We start from the raw sequence: 18,874 nt of genomic DNA on the forward strand, positions 1-18,874 counted from the left end.
ATCAGGGGCCGGCGTGGCCGGTGGTGCGGCGGGGTCTTCTGGTCTGGGTGCGGCCGCGGCGGGCGGCGACGCGTTCGGCGGCGCGAGCCAGCTCCGGGCCGGCGGCGCCATCGGAGTGCAGGTGCGCGGCGAGGGCGCGGACGGTGGGGTGGGTGAACAGGTCGACCATCGGGATCCGGCGGGCGAGCCGGGCGGTGACCTGGGCGTGCACCTTGGCGAGGGCGAGCGAATGCCCGCCCACGTCGAAGAAGTTGTCGGTGTGCCCCACTTCCGCGACGCCGAGGACATCGCACCAGGCACGCGCGATCACGGCCTCGGTCGCCGCGAGCGCCACCGGGTCCGCCGCGACCGGCACCGGCCGCGCCCTGGCGCGGGTCGCCGCGGCCGGAGCGGCGGTGCGGACACCCGCCCTCGGCAGCTCCGGCGCACTCGTCCCGACCGGCGCGTCCGGCGCCGCGGCGAGCGCGCCGAGCAGGGCGACGTAGTCCTCGGCGAGCCCCGCCATCCTGGTGTGGTCGAACAGGTCCGGGTTGTACAGCAGTTCGACGCCGTCGTCGTGGACGTACACCGTGAGGTCGAACGGCGATCCCGGCTTGTCGACCGGCAGCCACGCCGAAGCCACGCCGGGCAGGTCGAGTCGCGGCTCGGCGAAGTTCAGGACGTTGAACATCACCTGCACGAGCGGGGCGTGGGCGGGATCGCGAGGCACGCCGAGCACCTCGACGAGCCGCTCGACGGGCGCGGCCGGATGCGCGGTCGCGGCGAGGAGTTCCGCGCCGCCGTCGCGGACGTGCGTGGTGAAGTCCGCGGCGTCGTCGGCCCGCAGCCGCACCGGCACGATGTCCACGAAGAACCCCGCGACGTCCTGGCTTTCGGCGAGTTGCCGGTCCGCGACGACCGTGGCGACCAGATGGTCGCTCGCCCCGGTGAGCCGCCGCAGCAGCTGGCCGAACGCGGCGAGCAGCACCCCGGCGCGGGTCGTGCCGGTGCGGGCGGCCAGCGTCCGGACCGAGTCGGCGACACCGTCCGAAAAGGACTGACGCAGGCTCGTGCCCCGGTAGGTCTGCACGGCCGGGCGCGGCCGGTCCCGCGGAAGGTCCACTGTGGTCGGTGCACCGGCCAGATGTTCGGTCCACCACGCGACATCCACGGCCTCTCGCCGTTCGTCGCGTCCGGCCCGCCACACCGCGTAGTCCGCGTAGGACGCCACCGGCGGCGGCAGCGGCTCGCCCCGGTAAGCCGCCGACAGGTCGGCGCACAGGAGATCCTGCGACCAGCCGTCGAACACCGCGTGATGCAGTGTGAAGCCGAGTACGTGCTCCGTCTCGCCGAGCCGGTAGAGCCGCACACGCCAGGGAGCCTCACGGTCGAGGTGCACCGGCGTCGCGGCGTCGGCGGCCAGCCGGGCCCGCAGACCGTCCTCGGTCACCGGCGCCACCGGCAGCGGAACGTCCGACGGCGGCAGGCGATCCGCCACCGGCGCGCCGTCGACGGCGCGGATCCGCCAGCGGAGCACGTCGTGCCGCTCGGCGACCGCGCGCAAGGCCTGGCGCAGCGCGTCGACGTCCAGCGCGCCGGTCAGCCGGAACGCCATCGCGATGTTGTACGGCGCGGCGTCCGGGGCGAGCTGGTCGAGGAACCACATCCGCCGCTGCTGCGGGGACAACGTGGGCTCGTGCCCGGTGGTCAGTCCCGGCCCGGTCAGCGGCGCCGCGGCCGCCACCCGCCGGGTGAGCCCGTCGAGCGTGCCCCCGGACAGGACGTCCTCCGTGGCGACGTCGGCGGCCAGCTCCGTCCGCAGCGCCGCGACCAGGCGCATCGCGGCGATCGAGTTCCCGCCCGAGGCCAGGAAATCCGTCCCCGCGCCATCGCCGAGCACCCGCCGCCAGATGGCCGCGACCGCGCGTTCGGCCGGGGTGCCGAGCGGGCCGAGGTCCGCCCGCTCTTCCGCCAGCGCCGCTTCGGCCAGGTCGCGCAGCGCGGGCCGGTCGATCTTGCCGGTCACCGGGTTGACCGGCAGGCGGTCGAGCACCCGGACCGCGGCCGGGCGCATCGCCGCGGTGAGCCGGTCCCGCCCGACTTCGTCCACATCGGACGGTGCGGAAGCCGGTGCCAGGAAGGCCACCAGCCGCGTGCCCGCCGGTCCGGGGACGGCCGTCACGGCGGCGGCTTCGACGTCCGGGTGGGTCGTGAGCGCGGCCTCCACCTCGCCCAGCTCGATCCGCTGGCCGCGGACCTTCACCTGGCGGTCGGCGCGCCCGGCGAACTCGAGCCGCCCGTCGGGCAGAACGCGGGCCAGGTCTCCGGTGCGGTAGAGCCGCTCCCCCGGCGTGATCGGGTCGTCGACGAACTTCTCGGCGGTCAGCTCCGGGCTGCCGAGGTAGCCGAGCGCGAGGCCCGGGCCACCGATGAGCAGCTCGCCGATCTCGCCGGGCGCGACCGGCCGCAGCTCGGCGTCCACGACGTACGCCCGGTGGTTCGGCGTGGGGCGGCCGAGCGGCAACGGGTCGGCGGGGATGCCGGTGACCTCGTCGGTGACGACCACGACCGTGGTCTCGGTCGGCCCGTAGGCGTTGAAGAACCGCCGCCCCGGCAGCCAGCGCGCGGCGAGCTCTGCGGGCACCGGCTCACCACCACAGGCGATGACACGCCAGCCGGGGACGGCCGCGGGGTCCACCATGGACAGCAGTGTCGGCGTGACGAAGCCCCACTCGACGTCGTGTTCGACGAGGAACCGCCGCAGCCGTTCGGGGTCCGCCCGGTCGGCGACCCCGGTGAGCTGCACCGATCCGCCGTTCGTCAGCGGCACGAACACGTCCATGGTGAAGGCGTCGAAGGCGAGCGAGGAGATGCCGAGCGCGCGGGCGCCGGGCCGGATCCCGAGGGCGGCGGCGAACCCGGTCACGAACGCGACCACGTTGCGGTGACTGGTCAGCACGCCCTTGGGACGGCCGGTGGAGCCGGAGGTGTAGAGGAGGTGGACGAGGTCGTCCGGCCCGGCGGGGCACTCGACGGGTTCTTCCGCGGGCGGGGGCACGTCGAGCGCCTCGATGCCCGCCGTGGCACCGAATTCGGCCCGCGCGCGCTCGCCGACGACGAGGGAGACCTCGGCGTCCGCGGCGATTTCGGCCAGCCGCGCCTTCGGGCCGCCGGGTTCGAGCGGCACGTAGGCGGCCCCGGACAGCAGCACCCCCACGACGGTCGAGATCAGCTCCGGCCGCCGGTCGGCGCAGACGCCGACGCGGGTGCCGGGCCCGGCGCCCCGGGACCACAGCAGCCGCGCGACGCCGGTCGCCGACGCGACCAGTTCGCGGTAGGTCAGCCGGGCGTCTCCTTGCCGGACGGCGACGGCGTCGGGGGTGCGCGCGGCCTGGGCGAGGATCAGCCCGGTGAGCGTGGTGTCCGGATAGGACAGTGGCGGGCCGTGGCCACCCACGACGGGCAAGGTGTCGGTCACCGAGGGGTCTCCTGGTCGGTTGTGTGCTGACGCGGTGGGTCGATCCAGTGCCGCTCCCGCTGGAACGGATAGCCCGGCAAGGGGACGCGGCCGGGATCGCCGTCCGACGCCCACTCGACGTCGCCGCCCCCGGCCCACTGCACGGCCAGATCCCGCTCCGCCCCGGCGGGGCCCTCGACGTCGGTTCCGTTCGCCAGCACCGCGTCGAGCGCGGCGACAGCCGACTCGACCGAATCCGCCACCACGGCGGCCCGGCACGCGAACGCCCGGCGGACCGAAAGCGTGTACGCCGTGTCCCCGAGGTCCGGCGCGTCCGTGGCGAGCCGGTCGCGCAGCCGGGAAACCGCCTCGCGCAACGCCTTCGCGTCACGCGCGGACACCGGCAGAATGAACGGACCGCTCGCCTCCGCCCGTGGTTGCCCGGCGGGGGCCTCCTCCACGATCACGTGCACGTTCGTGCCGCCCATGCCGAACGAGCTGACCCCGGCCACCCGGCGCTCACGGTCGGGCCAGTCGGTGGCCTTCGCGGGGACATACCAGGGGCCGCCCGCCAGGTCGACCTCCGGATGCGGGGCCGTGAAGTGCAGGTTCGGCGGGATGACACCGTGCCGCACGGACAACACGGCCTTGATCAGCCCGGCGATACCGGACGCCGCGTCGAGGTGCCCGATGTTCGTCTTCACCGAGCCCAGCGCACACGTTTCCGGCGGCGTGTCCCGGTAGACGCGGTTGAGCGCGGCCACCTCGATCGCGTCACCCAGCGGGGTGCCACTGCCGTGGGCTTCGAGCAGCGCGACCTCCTCCGGGGCGACGTCCGCGAGCGCCAGCGCCTCGGCCACCGCGGCCGCCTGCCCGGCCGGTCCCGGGACGGCGTAACCCGCACGGTCCGGGCCGTCGTTCGTGATCGCCCAGCCGGGCAGCACGGCGTAGATGTGGTCGCGGTCGGCGACCGCGTCCGCCAGCCGCCGAAGCACGACTGCCCCGGCACCCGAGCCGAATCCGGCACCCGCCGCGGCGACGTCGAACGCGCGGCACCGGCCGTCCGGCGAGACGAGCCCACCACTGCGATAGCGCGGCCACGTCACGCTCGCTCCGCCGGCCAGCGCGACGTCACACCGGTAGTCCAGGAGGCTCTGCGCGGCCAGCGCCACCGCCGCGAGCGAACTGGAGCACGCGCTCTGCACGGCCACCGCCGGCCCGGTCAGCCCGAGCCGGTAGGCGACCTGGCCCGGCAGGTGGTCGGTGAGCTGGCGGCCGGGCAGCCGCCCCTCCCAGTCGTCCGGGTCGACGTCGCCGGTCACCGCGGGGTTGCCGAACAGGTGGAACAGGAAGTAGCGGTTCACCGAGGTGCTCGTGAACACCCCGACCGGCCCGGTCTCGGCGGCGGGGTCGCGGCCAGCGTCCTCCAGCGCCTGCCAGGCCGTTTCGAGGAACAGGCGGTGCTGCGGGTCGGTCCGCGCGGCTTCGTCGGCGGTGAATCCGAAGAAACCGGCGTCGAAGTCTTCGACACCCTCGATCCGGCCGCCGGCCCGCACGTACGCCGGGTCGGCACGCAGGCCCGGTCCGATGCCCAGCACCGCCAGCTCGTCGTCGGTGTAGTCGTGGATCGAGTCGACGCCCTCGCAGAGGTTCCACCAGAACGAGGCGGCGTCCGGCGCGCCCGGGAACCGGCAGGCCAGCCCGACGACGGCGATGAGATCCCCGGTCTGCTCCTCCGCGCTGACCGGCGGCGGAGTGTCCGAAGTGGACTCCGTGAACCAGGCGGCCTGTCCGGCGATCGTCGTCCGCTCGAACAGGACGAGGAGCGGGACGTCCACGCCGAATTCGTCGGCCAGCCCCGCCTGCACGCGGCCGAGCCGCAGCGAGTCGCCACCGGCGTCGAAGAACGCCTCGGCGCGCCCGACCCGGTCGCGGCCCAGGACGGCGCACCAGATCCGGTGCACGCGTTCCTCGTCCGGGGTCAGCCGCTCGTCCGGGACGGTCGCGGCCGCCCGCGGATCCGGCAGTGCCAGTTCGTCGAGTTTCCCGGTGACGGTCAGCGGAAAAGCGTCCAGCACCGCGACGGCGGCGGGGATCGAGTAGCCGGGCAGGACGTCCGCCAGCGCGGCTCGCAAGGTCCGGCCGTCCGGACGCGGGCCGTCCGCGGTCACGTAGGCGAGCAGGTCGCCGTCGCGCACGATCGCGCGGGCCTCGGCCACGCCGGGCTGTTCGGCGAGACGGGCCTCGATCTCGGTCAGCTCCACCCGGAAACCGCGGATCTTGACCTGCCGGTCGAGCCTGCCGAGGCAGACGAGGTTCCCGTCCGGCAGCAGCTGCCCGAGGTCACCGGTCCGGTAGCGGCGGGCGCCGTCGGCCGTCACCCCGAACGCCGGGCTCGGCTGGTCGAGGTAGCCGTCGACCAGGTGCCGCCCGCTCACTTCGAGTTCGCCGCTGTCCAGCACGGTGAGCGTGAACCCGGGCAGCGCGCGCCCGATCGGCAGCGGCCCGTCCGCGTCCGGGCCCAGGTCGGCGGCGGTCGTCCGGTAGTGCGCCGCGAAAGTCACCTCGGTGGCGCCGTAGCCGTTGACGAACACGCAGTCCGGCGCGAACCGGCCGCGGCGGACGTCGGCGTGGGTCGCCTGCTCGCCGCCGAGCAGCACGGTCCGCACGGACGGGAGGCCGGTCTCGCCGAGGACGTCGAGCAGGTGCCGGTAGACCGTGGGCGTCGAGTGGTAGACGGTCACCTCATGCCTGGCCAGCTCGCGCGCGGCGTGGGCGAGACCGTGCGCGCGCAGGTCGACCGGCACGAGCGCGGCGCCGGTGAGCAGGGCGGGGTACAGGTCCGGGATCGCCGCGTCGAAGCCGAACGACGCGAGCAGGCTGAGCCGGTCGGCCGCGGTGATACCGAGCGCGGCGATCTGGTTGTCGACGACGTGCAGGAGATTGCGGTGGGTCTGCGCGACGGCCTTCGGCCTGCCGGTGGACCCGGAGGTGAACAGCACGTACGCCGGAGCGTCCGGATCGGTTTCGGGAACCGGGAGCGGCGCGGTCTCCGTACCCGAGCGTACGAGCCGCGCGGATCCGGTACGGCACAAGGACTCCGCGAGCTCGATGTACTCGGGATCCGCGAGTACGGCGGTCACCCGCGCGGCCGCGAGCTGGTACTCGAGACGTTCCCGGGGGAAGGTCGGGTCCAGCGGGACGTAGGTGCAGCCCGCGGCGAGGGTGCCGAGGATCGCCGCGATCGTGGCGCTGCCGTGCCCGGTGACGAGCCCGACCCGCTCCCCCTGCCGGACACCGGCGTCGCGCAATCGCAGCGCGCGGCCGCCCGCGAGCCCGGCCAGCCGGGCGTAGGTGAGCCCGGCGCCGTGCTCGAAAACCGCGATCCGATCGGGCGATTTCCGGGCGTGCACATCGAATCGGCTGACGCAGCCGGCTTCTCTCATCGGGCGTCGAGCAGTCGCTCCGAGGCTTTTCGGGCGCACGACAACAACGGCGTGGACTTCATCTTGCTCCCCAGTGACCATGCAGGTGAAGAATTACGCAAGGTTAAGACGATCCGCCGCGACGAGGAATACGATTTCCGCCGATTTGGGCCGAATGGCGCACTGATCTTGGACCACAAGACGCAGCTAGCCGCGTCTTCCAGCTCAATCGGCGATCTTGACGATCTTCTTAGTCCACCCTTCGGCCACCATCGACACTCGGTCGACTACTTTCGGTAATGTGTCGGATATTAACCGACACCGTGTCGCGGAATGCATTCACCAAAACAAAGTGGACAATTTTCCACAATCGATTCAGAAATATTCCGGACACGGGAACCACCCGCGCCTCCCCCGAGTCCCAGTTGAGAACTGGACGCCCAACGACTACAAGGGACTGAATGAAGACGCTACTCAAGAAGGCGACGATCACCGCCGCGGCGAGCACCCTGCTGCTCGGCCTCACCGTGGTGGGCACCGCCTCCGCTGAGGCCGCGGCCATCACCTGTGACTCGAAGTCCAGCGGTAAGGACGGGCCCTTCTATCATGGGGAATCCGCCTCCTACGCCTACGACAACCGCTTCAGCAAGAGTCATCCCGTCCCCGCGCTGGCGACCAACATCCCGCAGGGCACGGCGACCTGGTCGAACTGGGACGGGTCGAACGACCTGATCCTGGTCACCTCGTACGAGTCGGGTCACCGCAGCGCGATCATCATCGGCATCGACGCCAAGACCGGCAAGCAGGTCGGCCAGGCGCTGCTCGCGTACTCGCACGTCGGCGGGATCGCCGTGTTCGAGAAGCAGGGCTGGGCGTTCGTGTCGGGCAAGGGCGACACGATCCGCAAGTACTCGCTGGCGAAGCTCAAGAACGCGATCAAGAAGTCGCTGCCCATCGAGCAGGAGGGGAAGGCGCAGATCGTCTACGCCTCCTCGTTCCTCACCAGCCACGGCCCGACCAACACCTTGTGGGCAGGCAAGTTCGAGGACGCCAAGCGCGGTTTGATGCACTCCTACACCGTCGGCGCCGACGGCAAACTGGGCTACCGGCCGGGGTCATGGGAGGTGCCGACGAAGACGCAGGGTCTGATCGTCACGAAGGACCTGTTCATCTACAGCACTTCGCACGGCAGGAACAACCGCAGCAACATCTACGTCGTCCGGCGCGGCGCCGGCGACAAGGACCTGGACACGGCCAAGAAGCACTGCTTCCGCGCGCCGAGCATGTCCGAGGGGCTGACCGTCTACGGCAGCAACGTCTACCTGGCGTTCGAGTCCGGCGCGCACTACTACAGCAAGGCCGCGGACAAGCCGAGGAACATCATCTCGAACCTGCACAAGGCGCCACTGTCCTCTTTGGAGGCACTCGCGCCCCGGTGACGGATCACGGCGAACGGGCGAGGACGGTCTCATCACCGTCCTCGCCCGTTCGTCACGCCACGCTGCTCGCCTGCTGCTCGGCGATCCAGTCCCGGTACACCGTCACGTCGGTCCAGATGCCCAGACCGCTGGCGCATTTCGGGTCCGCGTCACCGTCGCGGCTGGTGGCACCGACCAGTTCCCACTCACCCGGCCTGCCCTTGATCTGCGGTCCGCCCGAGTCGCCGTAGCAGCCCATCGCGTCCGGCGTGTCGGAACCGGTGCAGATCTCCTTGCCCGTGGCCAGATTTCGGCAATCCTCCCCCGGCCTGATCTTGGTGTCCAGCTCCTGGAGGATCTCCGGCGCCCCGCAGGTCTGATCGGCGCAGTGCTCACCCCAGCCGAGGATCCGGGTCGCCGTCCCCGCGCCGCCCGCCGCCGCGGCGATCTTGATCGGCTTCTCGGTCACCGGTTTGTCCAACCGCACCAACGCGATGTCCCCGCCCGGCGGGTTCTGCCCGACGAAGTCCGGATGCACGATGATCCGGCTGACGCCGGTCTCGGTGCCCCCGCTGTTGTGCTGCCGCGCCCCGATCCTGGTCCTGATCTCCCCCGGCTGTGCTCCCTTCACACAGTGCGCCGCGGTGACCACCCAGTTCTCGCTGATCAGCGAACCGCCGCAGAAATGGTTGCCGCCCTGCTGCAGCGACACCATGAACGAGTAGTCCTCAGTGGCGTCGTGCCCGCCGATGACGAAAGGCGTCGGCCCGCCAGCCGCCGAGGCCACCCCCGGGATCAGCATCGCTCCCGCCGCGGCCAGCCCGGCCGTCAGTACCCCTGTTTTGCGAAGCATTATCGTGATCTCCCCGTAGACGACGAATTACTTACCGTCGTCACGCTATGGGGTGAAGATCATGACTGGATCGGCTCATCGGTCGGGTCTACATCGGCCGAATGGCCGACCCAGCGTGACCGTGCCGCACGATAGGCGTCCCGGGTCGGAGTCGGTACGGTGCTGGTGACAAAAGGGTTTCCAGCTGTCGACACGTTGTGAGGTGCGGGGTGTCCGTGCAGGGTGAACGGGTTCCAGAGGGCGTCGACGTCCGATTGCCCAGCGCGGCCCGGGTCTACGACTGGCTGCTCGGCGGCAGCCACAACTTCGACGCCGACCGCGCCGTCGGGGAGAAGGTCGTGGCCGTCCTGCCGTCCGGACGCCGGGTCGCCGCGTCCAACCGGGCGTTCCTCCGCCGTGCCGTGCGGTACATGGTCGACCAGGGCATCACCCAGTTCCTGGATCTGGGTTCGGGGATTCCGACCGTCGGCAACGTGCACGAGATCGCGCAGGACATGGACCCCGGCTGCAAGGTGGTCTACGTCGACTACGACAAGGTCGCCGTCGCCCACAGCCGCCTCATCCTCGACGGGAACCCGAACGCCGCCGTCGTCGAGGCGGACCTCTGCCGGCCGGCGGACGTACTGAACTCCGCCGTGACGCAAGGGATGCTGGACTTCGACCGCCCGATCGGGCTGCTCATGGTGGCCGTCTTCCATTTCATCCCGGACAGTCTGCGCCCCGCCGAGATCGTCGCCCGGTACCGCGAAACGCTGCCGGGTGGCAGCCTGGTCGCGCTGTCGCATCTGACCGCCGACCACGCGCCCGAGGCGATGGCGGCGGTCACCGAGGCGATGAAGAACAGCCGAGACCCCATGTATTTCCGCCCCTACGCCGAGGTCACCGCCCTCTTCGACGGGCTGGACCTGGTCGAGCCCGGTGTCGTCAGCGCGCCGCTGTGGCATGCGGAACCGGGCCTCCGCGACGTCGAGCCGGACGACGTCTACGCCGGCGTCGGACGCAAAGCCTGAGCGTCCGACCCCGCCGCTCCTCCGGGCTCAGCCGACGGCGACCTCCACGAGTGGCACCGAGGTGTCGGCGAGCCGGTCGGGGTTCACCGGCCGTCCGCCGCGGATCAGGGCCTTGATCGGGTCGCCGACGTCCCAGACGTTGACGTTCATCCCCGCCAGCACCCGGTCTTCCTTGAGCCAGAACGCGATGAACTCCCGGGCTTCGACGTCGCCACGGAAGACGACACGGTCGTGACCGGCGTTGTGGCCGAGATACTCCATCCCGAGGTCGTACTGGTCGGTGAAGAAATAAGGGAGTTCGTCGTAGGTTTCGTCCTTGCCGAGCATCCCGGCGGCCGCGACGGCGGGCTGCTTGAGCGCGTTCGCCCAGTGTTCCACCCGGACCGGACGGCCGAGGAACGGATGATCGGCGTTGGCGACGTCCCCCGCGGCGAAGATGTCCGGGTCGCCGGTGCACAGGTGCGCGTCGACGCGGACGCCGTTGTCCACCTTCAGTCCGGCGGCTTCGGCCAGCGCGGTGTTCGGGACCGCGCCGATCCCGACGAGGACGGCGTCGGCGTCGACGCGGGTGCCGTCGGCGAGACTGACGTGTTTCGCGCCCGTCCCGGCCACTTTGGCCCCGAGCCGCAGGTCGACGCCGTGCGCGGTGTGCAGGTCCGCGAACACCTTGGCCGCGTCGGGCCCCAGCACGGGCAGCAGCGGCAACTCGAGTGCTTCCAGCACCGTCACGTCGAGGCCGGCCTGCCTGGCCGCCGCCGCGACCTCGAGACCGATCCACCCAGCGCCGACCACGGCGAGCCGGGACCCCGTCGCCAGCACCTGCCGCAACCGCTCGGAGTCGCCGAGGCGGCGCAGCGTGAGCGCGCCCTCCATACCCGGCAGAACGCGAGGTTCGGCACCTGTCGCCAGGAGCAGTTTGGTGTAGCCGACCCGGGTGCCGTCGGCGAGCTCGACCTCATGGGCCGCCCGGTGGATCGCGGTCACGCGGGCGCCGAGCCGCAGGTCGACCTCGTGACCGGAGTACCGGTCCTCGTCGTGCACGAAGGCGCTGTCGGCTTTTCCGGTGAGCATGTCCTTCGAGAGCGGCGGCCGCTCGTACGGACGCTGCCCTTCATCGCCGAGCAGCACGATCCGCCCGTCGAATCCCTTGTCACGTAAAGCTTCCGCGGCCTTCGCACCGGCAAGGCCGGCACCGATGATCACAAACGTCGGCGATTCCACTTGTCAACTCCTCAGGGGTCGGGTCACCGGGTACGGGGTCAGCCGGCGCCGACGCCCAGGGCCGCGAGCAGCACTTCTTTTCGCCAATGAAGTTTGGTCTTATTATCGTCGGCGGTCAAGTCCGCGCGGGCACTGTGTGGATTTCTGGTCATCCAACGCCCCAAAATCCACACGGTCGATGTCGGGACGAGTGTGGAACGACCTGTCGAGTTACCGTCGACCCGTTCGTCATCCTCTTCGACATATCGACACCGGCGAGTGGAGGACACGTGCTGTACATGCTGCTGATCTACAACTGCGATCGCCCGGAGCCGCAGGACCCGCGCTTCCCCGAGGCGCTGGCCCGGGTGAACGCCTTCGCCGACGAGTGCCGCCGTCGCGGCGCCTTCGTGTCCGGGCATCCGCTGCAGGGCGAGCACACCGCGACCACGGTCAGGGTCCGCGAGGGCAAGACGCTCGTCACCGACGGCCCATTCCCCGAAACCCACGAACACCTCGGCGGCACCTACGTGCTCGACTGTCCCGGTCTCGATGTGGCGCTGGAGCTGGCGGCGCTGTGCCCGATGGCCGAAGACGGCACGATCGAGGTGCGCCCGATCGCCGGGGTGCCTGCTCTCGACCACCGGGCGGCGACCGGCGTATGACGTCGGCGCCGGTCTTGTCGGAGACGTATCGCGAGCATCGATCCCGGATGCTCGCCGCGCTGGTCCGGGTGCTCGGCGACTTCGAGCTCGCCGAGGACGCCTTGCAGGACGCGTGCGCGCTCGCCCTGCGCAAATGGGGTGATGCGGCTCCGGACGATCCGGTGGCCTGGCTGCTGACCGCGGCGCGCAACAGCGCGATCGACCGGCTGCGCCGAGCGCGCCGCGGTCAGGAAAAACTCGCCGAGCTGGGGATTCCGCCGGAGGTGACACGAATGGACATCGGAGAGGAAAGCCTGCTCGGCGCCGGGGACGAGCGGCTCAGTCTCATCTTCACCTGCTGCCATCCCGCGCTGGCCGAGGAAGCGCGGGTCGCGTTGACCTTGCAGGCCGTGGCCGGAATGACCGCGGGGCAGATCGCGCGCACGTTCCTGGTCGGTGAGGCGACGTTGGCACAACGACTCGTGCGGGCGAAACGCAAGATCCGCGACGCCGGGATCAGCCTCGACGTCCCCGCCGACCATCTCCTGCCGGAGCGGCTCTCCGGAGTCCTCGCGGTGGTCTACGTGATCTTCACCCAGGGCTACACCACCGACGGCGACCAGCCGGAGTTCCGGGAGCTTCAACGGGAGGCGATCCGGCTCGCCGAACTCGTCGCGGCGCTCATGCCCGACGAGCCGGAGGCGCTCGGCCTGGCCGCGTTGCTCTTGCTGCAGGATTCGCGCGCCGCGGCACGCTACGGGCCGGACGGGGACGTCGTCCTGCTCGCCGACCAGGACCGGTCGCGATGGGATCAGTCCGAGATCGCCGAAGCCGTCGGGCTGCTCGACCGGGCGCTGCGCCACGGAAACCCCGGTCCGTATCAGCTGCAGGCCGCCATCGCCGTGCTGCACGCCCAAGCTCCGACGGCCGACGAGACGGACTGGGCGGGGATCGCCGGTCTCTACGAACGCCTGCTGGGTTTGAGCCCCTCCCCCGTCGTCGCGCTGAACCACGCGGTCGCGGTCGCCATGGCCACCACCCCGGCGGACGGCCTCGCGCTCATAGACGGCATCGAGGGCCTCGACCGGTACCACCTCCTGCACGCCGCCCGCGCCGACCTCCTGCGGCGCCTCGGCAGGAACGCCGACGCCGCGGCCGCGTACCGACGCGCGCACGCACTCGCCGTCAAAACCGCCGACCGGCGCTATCTCACCAAGCGGCTGGCCGAACTCGACACCGTGGAGTCCCGATGAGACTGTCCATTCTCGACCACGGCCATCGTCGGCGCGCGAAGTTGTTCCTGGGACTCACTTCCCGGCGGTCCGGGGTGCCCAGTCCCGACATCGTGAAGATGCTTTTGTACCGTCCCGGTTTCTTCGCCCGTCCTCTGCTGGAGCTCACGGCGGACGCGATGCGCGGGCCGTCCCACTGGACCGCCGGCGAACGCGAGTACCTCGCCATGTCCACCGCGCGACTGCACGAATGCCCGTTCTGCGTCGTCACCCACGCCGAACTCACCCGTATCGCGGGCACCGGCGAGATCGACCCGGACGACGCGGGGTCGGCGCGTCCCGAACTCGCGGCCGTCCGCACGTTTCTGGAGGCCGTCAGCCGCGATCCCGGCTCGATCGACGCCACCCTCGTGACCGGACTGCCGCGGCACGCCGTCGCCGAAGCACTCCGCGTGAACCTGGTCTGGAACATCGTCAACCGGCTCGCCAACGCCTTCGGCTTCGTCCTGCGGGACGGCCAGTTGGAGACCGGGACCAGGTCGCTGCACCGGTTCGGCTACCGGTTCCCCGGCTTCCTTCTCAGTGAGGGACGGAAAACCGACCACGGAGACGTGGCGAGAAACCTGCGTCACGCCGTGCTGGAAAGCCCCGCCGCGACGGACAAGAGCGTCCGAACGGCCGCCTTGACCGGTGAACGACTGCCTGGGCCGCTGGACTCCTATGCCGCGAACGTCCGCGACGCGTCCCACCGGATCACCGACGCCGACGTGGAGCAACTCAAAGCCGCCGGATACAGCGAGGACGCGATCTTCGAGGTGACGGTGGCCGCGACTGTCGGAGCCGCCCTGCGCGGCTTCGACGCCGGGAACCGCGCGGCCGGGATCTGAGTCACCGTGCCGAAGGCTCCCTTCGCCGCGTCCGATGCGGCGAAGGGAGCCTTCGGCCCGAGTGGTGTCACAAGACGGCGGGCGCCCTAGTCGGGACGGCCGACCTGCGTGTTCGACAGGTCGAGACCGATGGCGAAGTCCGCCGTGTAGCCGGTTCCGGACTGCTGTGGACGCAACAGCATCTGGGATCCGCCGTTGCGGTAGATCGAGTCCCGGCTGTTGGTCGTGTCGGCCGGGCCTTTCCTCCGGTACGGATCGGTCCGCAGATAGGCCGCGCCGAACTCGGGCGTGAAGTAAAGCTGCGAGGTGAACTCGTACGGGCGGCCGTTGGTTCCGATGGTGCGAATTTTGACGTGGATATGCAGTGTGCGTCCGGTGTACCAGCCGGGAAGAATGGTGGTGAACCGGGCCGTGCCCGCCTGGTCGGTGTTCTGATAACCGCGCAGGAAACGGCGGCCGCGGCTGCCCTGGGACGGAATATCGGAGTACAGACCGAAAGCGTCGCACTGCCAGAGGTCGATCATCGCCCCCGACAGCGCGGTGCACTGCTGCTGGCGAACCTGCTGAACGGTGAAATTGATTACCAGCGGGGTACCGGGAACCAGTTGTCCGGTGGACGGCTCACTGCGGATATCGGAGCGATTGAGCCGCTCGTCTACGAAATACGGGCCCTCCATTTGCTCTGGCTTGACCACACAATCCAGCGTGCAGACCTCGGGGCTGCCTTCGGTGGAGGTGGTGCTCGCCGTGGCGGAGCCCGCGGCGGCGAGTGTCGCACCGGCGGCGCCGAGCAGAATCAACGCCTGCCGCCTGCCGAGCACCCGGCCTACTGGTTCGTCATCGTCATGCATAGGGTTCCTTTTCGCCAAATGATGGGAGCAGGGAACTGAGCGCAACAGAAGGATTCGCTCGCAGGGTGCCGCGCGGAACCGATTGTCCGTGATGGCCCGTCCACTGTCGAGAAAGTTCACTCGCGCGCATCATACTTCGAAGCGAGCACCATCATTTTATGACCCAAATTCTCGAACCCCTATTACGGCATTTCGCCGCCGCATCAGTCGCGACCGCCGAGGCAGGCATCCGCATCGGCTCCAAACCGTTACCTGAACTCGCGGCAGGCGGGGAAACGCCGGGAGCGGGTTCCGCGACTAGTACAGCGAGTGATCAGAACGCTACGCACCACCGAGCCGCGCCACCGCCCGACGGGGGAGAACATGCGCCGGACATTCGTCGTCACCGACGTCGTTCATCCTGCCGGGTACGAGGACCGGCTCCGGACGGTGCTCAGCGACCTCCACGACGGCGTCGGGCCGACACTCGCCGTGGCCGTGCTCGGGCTGCGCGCGGCCCGCGACCTGCTCGTCCGTGACCGAGCCGGGGCCGAGCGCCTCCTCTCCCGGCTGGAGGAGGAGCTCTACGGCGCCATCACCGAACTGCGCCGCATCGTGACCGACGCCCGCCCGCCCGCGCTCGACGACGCGGGCCTCGTCACGGCCGTGCGCCGGTATGCCGGAATGCTCGCCGACCGGGTCCCCGCCGAGCACGGCCCGCTCGCGGTGACGGTCGAGGTCCGCGGTGAGCTGCCGCCGCTTTCGGCCGCGGTGGAGGTCGCCGCGTACCGGATCATCCGCGAGGCGCTCGTGAACATCGCCCGCCACTCCGGTGCCCGGCAGTGCGCGGTGCGCCTCTGGCCGCTGGACGGCGACCTGCGCGTGGAGATCGTCGACGACGGGGTCGGCACGGGCGGGGAGGCGTTGCCCGTGGCAGGCGGGACCGGGCTGCGTTCGATGCGGGAACGCGCCGTCGGCCTCGGCGGCGGCTGCGTCGTCGAGCCGGTGTCCTCGGGCGGCACCCGGATCGCCGCCTGGCTGCCGCTCGCCACCAAGGAGTGAGCGCGATGTTCCCGCCCCTGCGCGTCCTCGTGGTGGACGATCATCCCGCCTTCCGGACGACCATCTGCGCGATGCTCGACGGTACCCAGGGCATCGACGTCGTCGGGCAGGCCGCCGACGGTCTCACCGCGGTCGCGGAAGCGGGCAGGCTGGAACCCGACGTCATCCTCATGGACCTGAACCTGCCGGATCTCGACGGCGTCGAGGCGACCCGCCGCATCGTGAAGGCCTGCCCGCACACCGGTGTGCTCATGCTGACCATGTTCGAGAACGAAGCCGCGGTGTTCGCCGCCATGCGGGCGGGTGCGCGCGGCTACCTGCTCAAAGGGGCGCGCAACGAGCAGGTCGTCCGCGCGGTGCGGGTGATCGGCGACGGCGAGGCGATCTTCAGCCCGGCGATCGCGACCCAGGTACTTTCCCTGCTGGGCACGGAATCCCCGCGCGACGAGTCCTTCCCGAAGCTGACCGCGCGCGAACGGGAGATCATGCGGCTCATCGCTCAGGGCATGGGCAACGCCTCCATCGCCGACCAGCTGGTGCTCAGCCCGAAAACCGTGCGGAACCACGTGTCCCATATCTTCCGCAAGCTCCAGGTCACCGACCGGGCCCAGGCGATCGCCAAGATCAGGAAGGCGGGCGTCGCTCGATCGGAGTAGCAAAGCGGGACATATCGGGACTCCGGATCCCTGTTCGCGACACCCCGTCCGCACGATCCTTGGGAATGACGAAACGCCGTTCGCGGGAGGGGTTCATCGATGCTCGTCGACCAGATCCCGGTGCTGCTCCATGCCACCGACACCATCACGCACGCGGGTGTCACCGCCGCGCTGCGCGCACGCCCTGAGATCCGCTTCGCCGACGACACCGACGAGCCGGCCGTCGTACTGGTCATCGTCGAGCGGCTGAACGAGGAGGCGCAGCAGTTGCTCCGCAGCCTCCACTGCGCCGCCTGCGCCGGGGTCGTCCTGGTCGCCGGGGAGGTGGACGACTCGGAACTGCTGGACGTCGTGGGCAACGGTGTCTCCGCGATCATCCGGCGCGCCGACGCCACCCCCGACACCCTGGTGCGGCTGGTCAAGGCCGCGGCCGCCGGGGAAGGCGCGCTGCCGCCGGATCTGCTCGGCCGCCTGCTGTCCAGGGTGTCCCGGTTGCAGCGGGACGTGCTGCAACCGAACGGCTGGGATCTGGCCGGGATGTCCCAACGCGAGACCAAGGTGCTGCGGATGGTCGCCGACGGCTTCGAGACGAAGGAGATCGCCGACCAGCTGAGCTATTCCGAGCGGACGGTGAAATCGATCCTGCACGACATCACCAACCGTTTCCAGCTCCGCAACCGCGCGCACGCCGTCGCGTTCGCCTTGCGCGAGGGATTGATCTGATCCGGACTATTCGATGCGGCCCGAGAAGGACACCGACGGGGTGCACCGGCTGCCGCCTCCCGGCGTCTGGCAGCTGACCGCGAGCACGATCTTCTCCCCGGGCGCGAACCGCCATGCCTGCAACCAGTGGTGGTCGAGGTCGCGGAAGTTCGCGAGGCCGACTTCCAGCAGAACGGTCTTCGTGCCGCCGGAATCCCGCAACAGCCGCAGGGTTCCGTTGTCACCACGCGGGTTCTGCAGGATGAGATCGGTGACGACCAGCGTCTTCGCCGCGTCCGGCACGGCGTAGGGGAATTCGGCGAAGCGGTTGACGTTCGAGTCGACCGCCGCGTCCGCCGCCACGCGGAAGTCGGTCGGTGTGCCGTTGGCGTTGCCCGCCGGGTTCGGGACCCCGTTCGACGCCCTGGGGCCGGGCGGCGCGCCGTCCGGAGGCGGGGTCAGCCCGACGGCCTTCATCGCGTCTTCGGAGTTCTGTTTGGCCTGAACGGCGTCCTTCTTCGCCTCCCCCGCGGCGCCACCGGCGTCCTGCGCGGCCTTGATCACCTCCTGGTTCTGCTCCTGCGCGGCTTCGCGGGCGGCGGACTTCACCGCGGGCCTCAGCACGGTGAACCACAGCGTCACCAAGGCCAGTAGCAACACCAGGAGCGCGGCCAGTGCCGGCAGCAACCACTTCGGCAGCAACTGCCGCTGCACCATGGTGCCTTCGGTTTTGAGCGGTTCGGCGTTGTCCGCGACGACGAACACCTGGAAGCGGTGCCGTACGGGTTGCCCGCGCAGGAACCGTTTCCGCGGCCGGGCCCGCAGGCGGACGAACGCGGCCGTGCCCGGCGCGAGGTCGGCCCGGTTCCGTTCGAGCTGGAAGTCGAGCTCGTCCTCGGGGTCGAGCGCGCTCAGTTCGACGGCGACCGGATGGTTGCCGCGGTTGTCGACGGCGACTTCGAAATCGGCCTTGGAACCGGCCTCCACTTTCGCCGGAACGACTTCGGCGGTCACCTCGGTGAACGCGCCGAGCTGGATGCTGCCTTCCTCGACCACCGACCCCGCCGGGTCCTCGCTCGAGAAAACCCTGACACCGAAAGGGATCAGGCCCGCCCGGACGTCGGACGACCGCGGCGGCGCGAACCGCACGACGACCGTGCCCGCCTCCCCCGGCATCAGGTTCACCGTCGCCGGTTCCGCCGTGGCCCAGGCACCCGGATCGCCGACCACCTCGATCGCGAACTGATCGACGACCCGGCCGGCATTGCGAACGGTCACCGAGCAGCTGATCTCCTGGCCCGGTTCCGCGACCAGACCCGCCTCGGACAGCGTCGCCGTTGCTCCCATACCCGGAAGTCTGCGCGTCCGGCGCGACGAGGGGCACCAGCGGACGGGTGTGCGGCCGTGCGCCGGTCGTTGCCCATAGGGGCAGTGGCCGGCGCTTCGGAAGTCCGTGAAGGCCTCCTTGAGGGACTCTGAGTCCCTCAAGGAGGGGATTAGTGGCGAACGGGTGAGTAAC

At 70.6% G+C, this 18,874-nt stretch carries 14 protein-coding genes; 8 read left to right on the top strand and 6 right to left on the bottom strand.

Annotated elements, in window-relative coordinates; all coding sequences use genetic code 11:
- Position 1: 1 nt before the first annotated feature.
- Together ED92_RS41165 and ED92_RS41170 are read right to left on the bottom strand one after the other, a co-directional pair.
- The gene (locus ED92_RS41165; RefSeq protein ID WP_037348363.1) at positions 2-3,457 is read right to left on the bottom strand and encodes a non-ribosomal peptide synthetase; all 3,456 of its coding nucleotides are present in this window, start codon (positions 3,455-3,457) and stop codon (positions 2-4) included.
- The gene (locus ED92_RS41170) at positions 3,454-6,849 is read right to left on the bottom strand and encodes a beta-ketoacyl synthase N-terminal-like domain-containing protein (RefSeq protein WP_235213526.1); all 3,396 of its coding nucleotides are present in this window, start codon (positions 6,847-6,849) and stop codon (positions 3,454-3,456) included. The genes ED92_RS41165 and ED92_RS41170 overlap by 4 nt, the downstream gene beginning before the upstream one ends.
- 473 nt (positions 6,850-7,322) lie before the next feature.
- Between ED92_RS41170 and ED92_RS41175 the strand changes: the two genes are divergently transcribed.
- Positions 7,323-8,300 (top strand): hypothetical protein, encoded by a 978-nt coding sequence (locus ED92_RS41175; RefSeq protein ID WP_037348367.1) that lies wholly within the window; start codon positions 7,323-7,325, stop codon positions 8,298-8,300.
- A gap of 52 nt (positions 8,301-8,352) precedes the next feature.
- On the opposite strand, the gene ED92_RS41180 is transcribed toward ED92_RS41175, so the two are convergent.
- Positions 8,353-9,132 carry a trypsin-like serine protease gene (locus tag ED92_RS41180; RefSeq protein WP_081976092.1) on the bottom strand — a complete coding sequence of 260 codons (780 nt, stop codon included), beginning with the start codon at positions 9,130-9,132 and terminating at the stop codon, positions 8,353-8,355.
- A 209-nt stretch (positions 9,133-9,341) separates the two neighbouring features.
- On the opposite strand from ED92_RS41180, the gene ED92_RS41185 reads away from it, so the two are divergent.
- A complete protein-coding gene (locus ED92_RS41185; RefSeq protein ID WP_037348368.1) occupies positions 9,342-10,142 on the top strand; it encodes an SAM-dependent methyltransferase in 801 nt (266 codons plus the stop codon).
- Between the two features lie 27 nt (positions 10,143-10,169).
- Here ED92_RS41185 and ED92_RS41190 read toward each other — a convergent pair whose 3' ends face one another.
- Positions 10,170-11,363, bottom strand: a complete 1,194-nt coding sequence (locus tag ED92_RS41190) for an NAD(P)/FAD-dependent oxidoreductase (RefSeq protein ID WP_037348369.1) — start codon at positions 11,361-11,363, stop codon at positions 10,170-10,172.
- Positions 11,364-11,632: 269 nt separating this feature from the next.
- Here ED92_RS41190 and ED92_RS41195 point away from each other — a divergent pair, with 269 nt between their 5' ends.
- The 3 genes from ED92_RS41195 to ED92_RS41205 are packed head-to-tail and all read left to right on the top strand — an operon-like array spanning position 11,633 to position 14,105.
- Positions 11,633-12,007: a YciI family protein gene (locus ED92_RS41195; protein ID WP_037348370.1), complete on the top strand. Its 375-nt coding sequence runs from the start codon at positions 11,633-11,635 to the stop codon at positions 12,005-12,007.
- Positions 12,004-13,239, top strand: coding sequence for an RNA polymerase sigma factor (locus ED92_RS41200; protein ID WP_037348371.1), 1,236 nt, complete (start codon positions 12,004-12,006; stop codon positions 13,237-13,239). The genes ED92_RS41195 and ED92_RS41200 overlap by 4 nt, the downstream gene beginning before the upstream one ends.
- Positions 13,236-14,105: a hypothetical protein gene (locus ED92_RS41205; RefSeq protein WP_037348373.1), complete on the top strand. Its 870-nt coding sequence runs from the start codon at positions 13,236-13,238 to the stop codon at positions 14,103-14,105. The genes ED92_RS41200 and ED92_RS41205 overlap by 4 nt, the downstream gene beginning before the upstream one ends.
- Before the next feature lie 86 nt (positions 14,106-14,191).
- On the opposite strand, the gene ED92_RS41210 is transcribed toward ED92_RS41205, so the two are convergent.
- The gene (locus ED92_RS41210; protein ID WP_037348375.1) at positions 14,192-14,956 is read right to left on the bottom strand and encodes a twin-arginine translocation pathway signal protein; all 765 of its coding nucleotides are present in this window, start codon (positions 14,954-14,956) and stop codon (positions 14,192-14,194) included.
- A gap of 363 nt (positions 14,957-15,319) precedes the next feature.
- On the opposite strand from ED92_RS41210, the gene ED92_RS41215 reads away from it, so the two are divergent.
- The 3 genes from ED92_RS41215 (at position 15,320) to ED92_RS41225 (ending at position 17,376) form a co-directional block, all read left to right on the top strand.
- On the top strand, positions 15,320-15,997 hold the full coding sequence (locus tag ED92_RS41215) for a sensor histidine kinase (protein WP_037348377.1): 678 nt from the start codon (positions 15,320-15,322) through the stop codon (positions 15,995-15,997).
- 5 nt (positions 15,998-16,002) lie between these two features.
- Positions 16,003-16,653 (top strand): response regulator transcription factor, encoded by a 651-nt coding sequence (locus ED92_RS41220; protein ID WP_037348378.1) that lies wholly within the window; start codon positions 16,003-16,005, stop codon positions 16,651-16,653.
- Positions 16,654-16,752: 99 nt separating this feature from the next.
- Positions 16,753-17,376: a response regulator transcription factor gene (locus ED92_RS41225; RefSeq protein WP_037348379.1), complete on the top strand. Its 624-nt coding sequence runs from the start codon at positions 16,753-16,755 to the stop codon at positions 17,374-17,376.
- Positions 17,377-17,382: 6 nt separating this feature from the next.
- Here the strand turns inward: ED92_RS41225 and ED92_RS41230 are convergent, their stop codons facing one another.
- Positions 17,383-18,702, bottom strand: a complete 1,320-nt coding sequence (locus ED92_RS41230) for a hypothetical protein (RefSeq protein ID WP_037348381.1) — start codon at positions 18,700-18,702, stop codon at positions 17,383-17,385.
- Positions 18,703-18,874 lie beyond the last annotated feature (172 nt).

The organism is Amycolatopsis sp. MJM2582, assembly GCF_000754115.1.
GTDB lineage: Bacteria > Actinomycetota > Actinomycetes > Mycobacteriales > Pseudonocardiaceae > Amycolatopsis > Amycolatopsis japonica.

Coding starts and splice junctions, on each gene's coding strand:
- ED92_RS41175 (WP_037348367.1), top strand. CDS start 7,323: ATGAAGACGCTACTCAAGAAGGCGACGATCACCGCCGCGGCGAGCACC.
- ED92_RS41180 (WP_081976092.1), bottom strand. CDS start 9,132: ATGCTTCGCAAAACAGGGGTACTGACGGCCGGGCTGGCCGCGGCGGGA.
- ED92_RS41200 (WP_037348371.1), top strand. CDS start 12,004: ATGACGTCGGCGCCGGTCTTGTCGGAGACGTATCGCGAGCATCGATCC.
- ED92_RS41205 (WP_037348373.1), top strand. CDS start 13,236: ATGAGACTGTCCATTCTCGACCACGGCCATCGTCGGCGCGCGAAGTTG.
- ED92_RS41210 (WP_037348375.1), bottom strand. CDS start 14,956: ATGCATGACGATGACGAACCAGTAGGCCGGGTGCTCGGCAGGCGGCAG.
- ED92_RS41215 (WP_037348377.1), top strand. CDS start 15,320: ATGCGCCGGACATTCGTCGTCACCGACGTCGTTCATCCTGCCGGGTAC.
- ED92_RS41220 (WP_037348378.1), top strand. CDS start 16,003: ATGTTCCCGCCCCTGCGCGTCCTCGTGGTGGACGATCATCCCGCCTTC.
- ED92_RS41225 (WP_037348379.1), top strand. CDS start 16,753: ATGCTCGTCGACCAGATCCCGGTGCTGCTCCATGCCACCGACACCATC.
- ED92_RS41230 (WP_037348381.1), bottom strand. CDS start 18,702: ATGGGAGCAACGGCGACGCTGTCCGAGGCGGGTCTGGTCGCGGAACCG.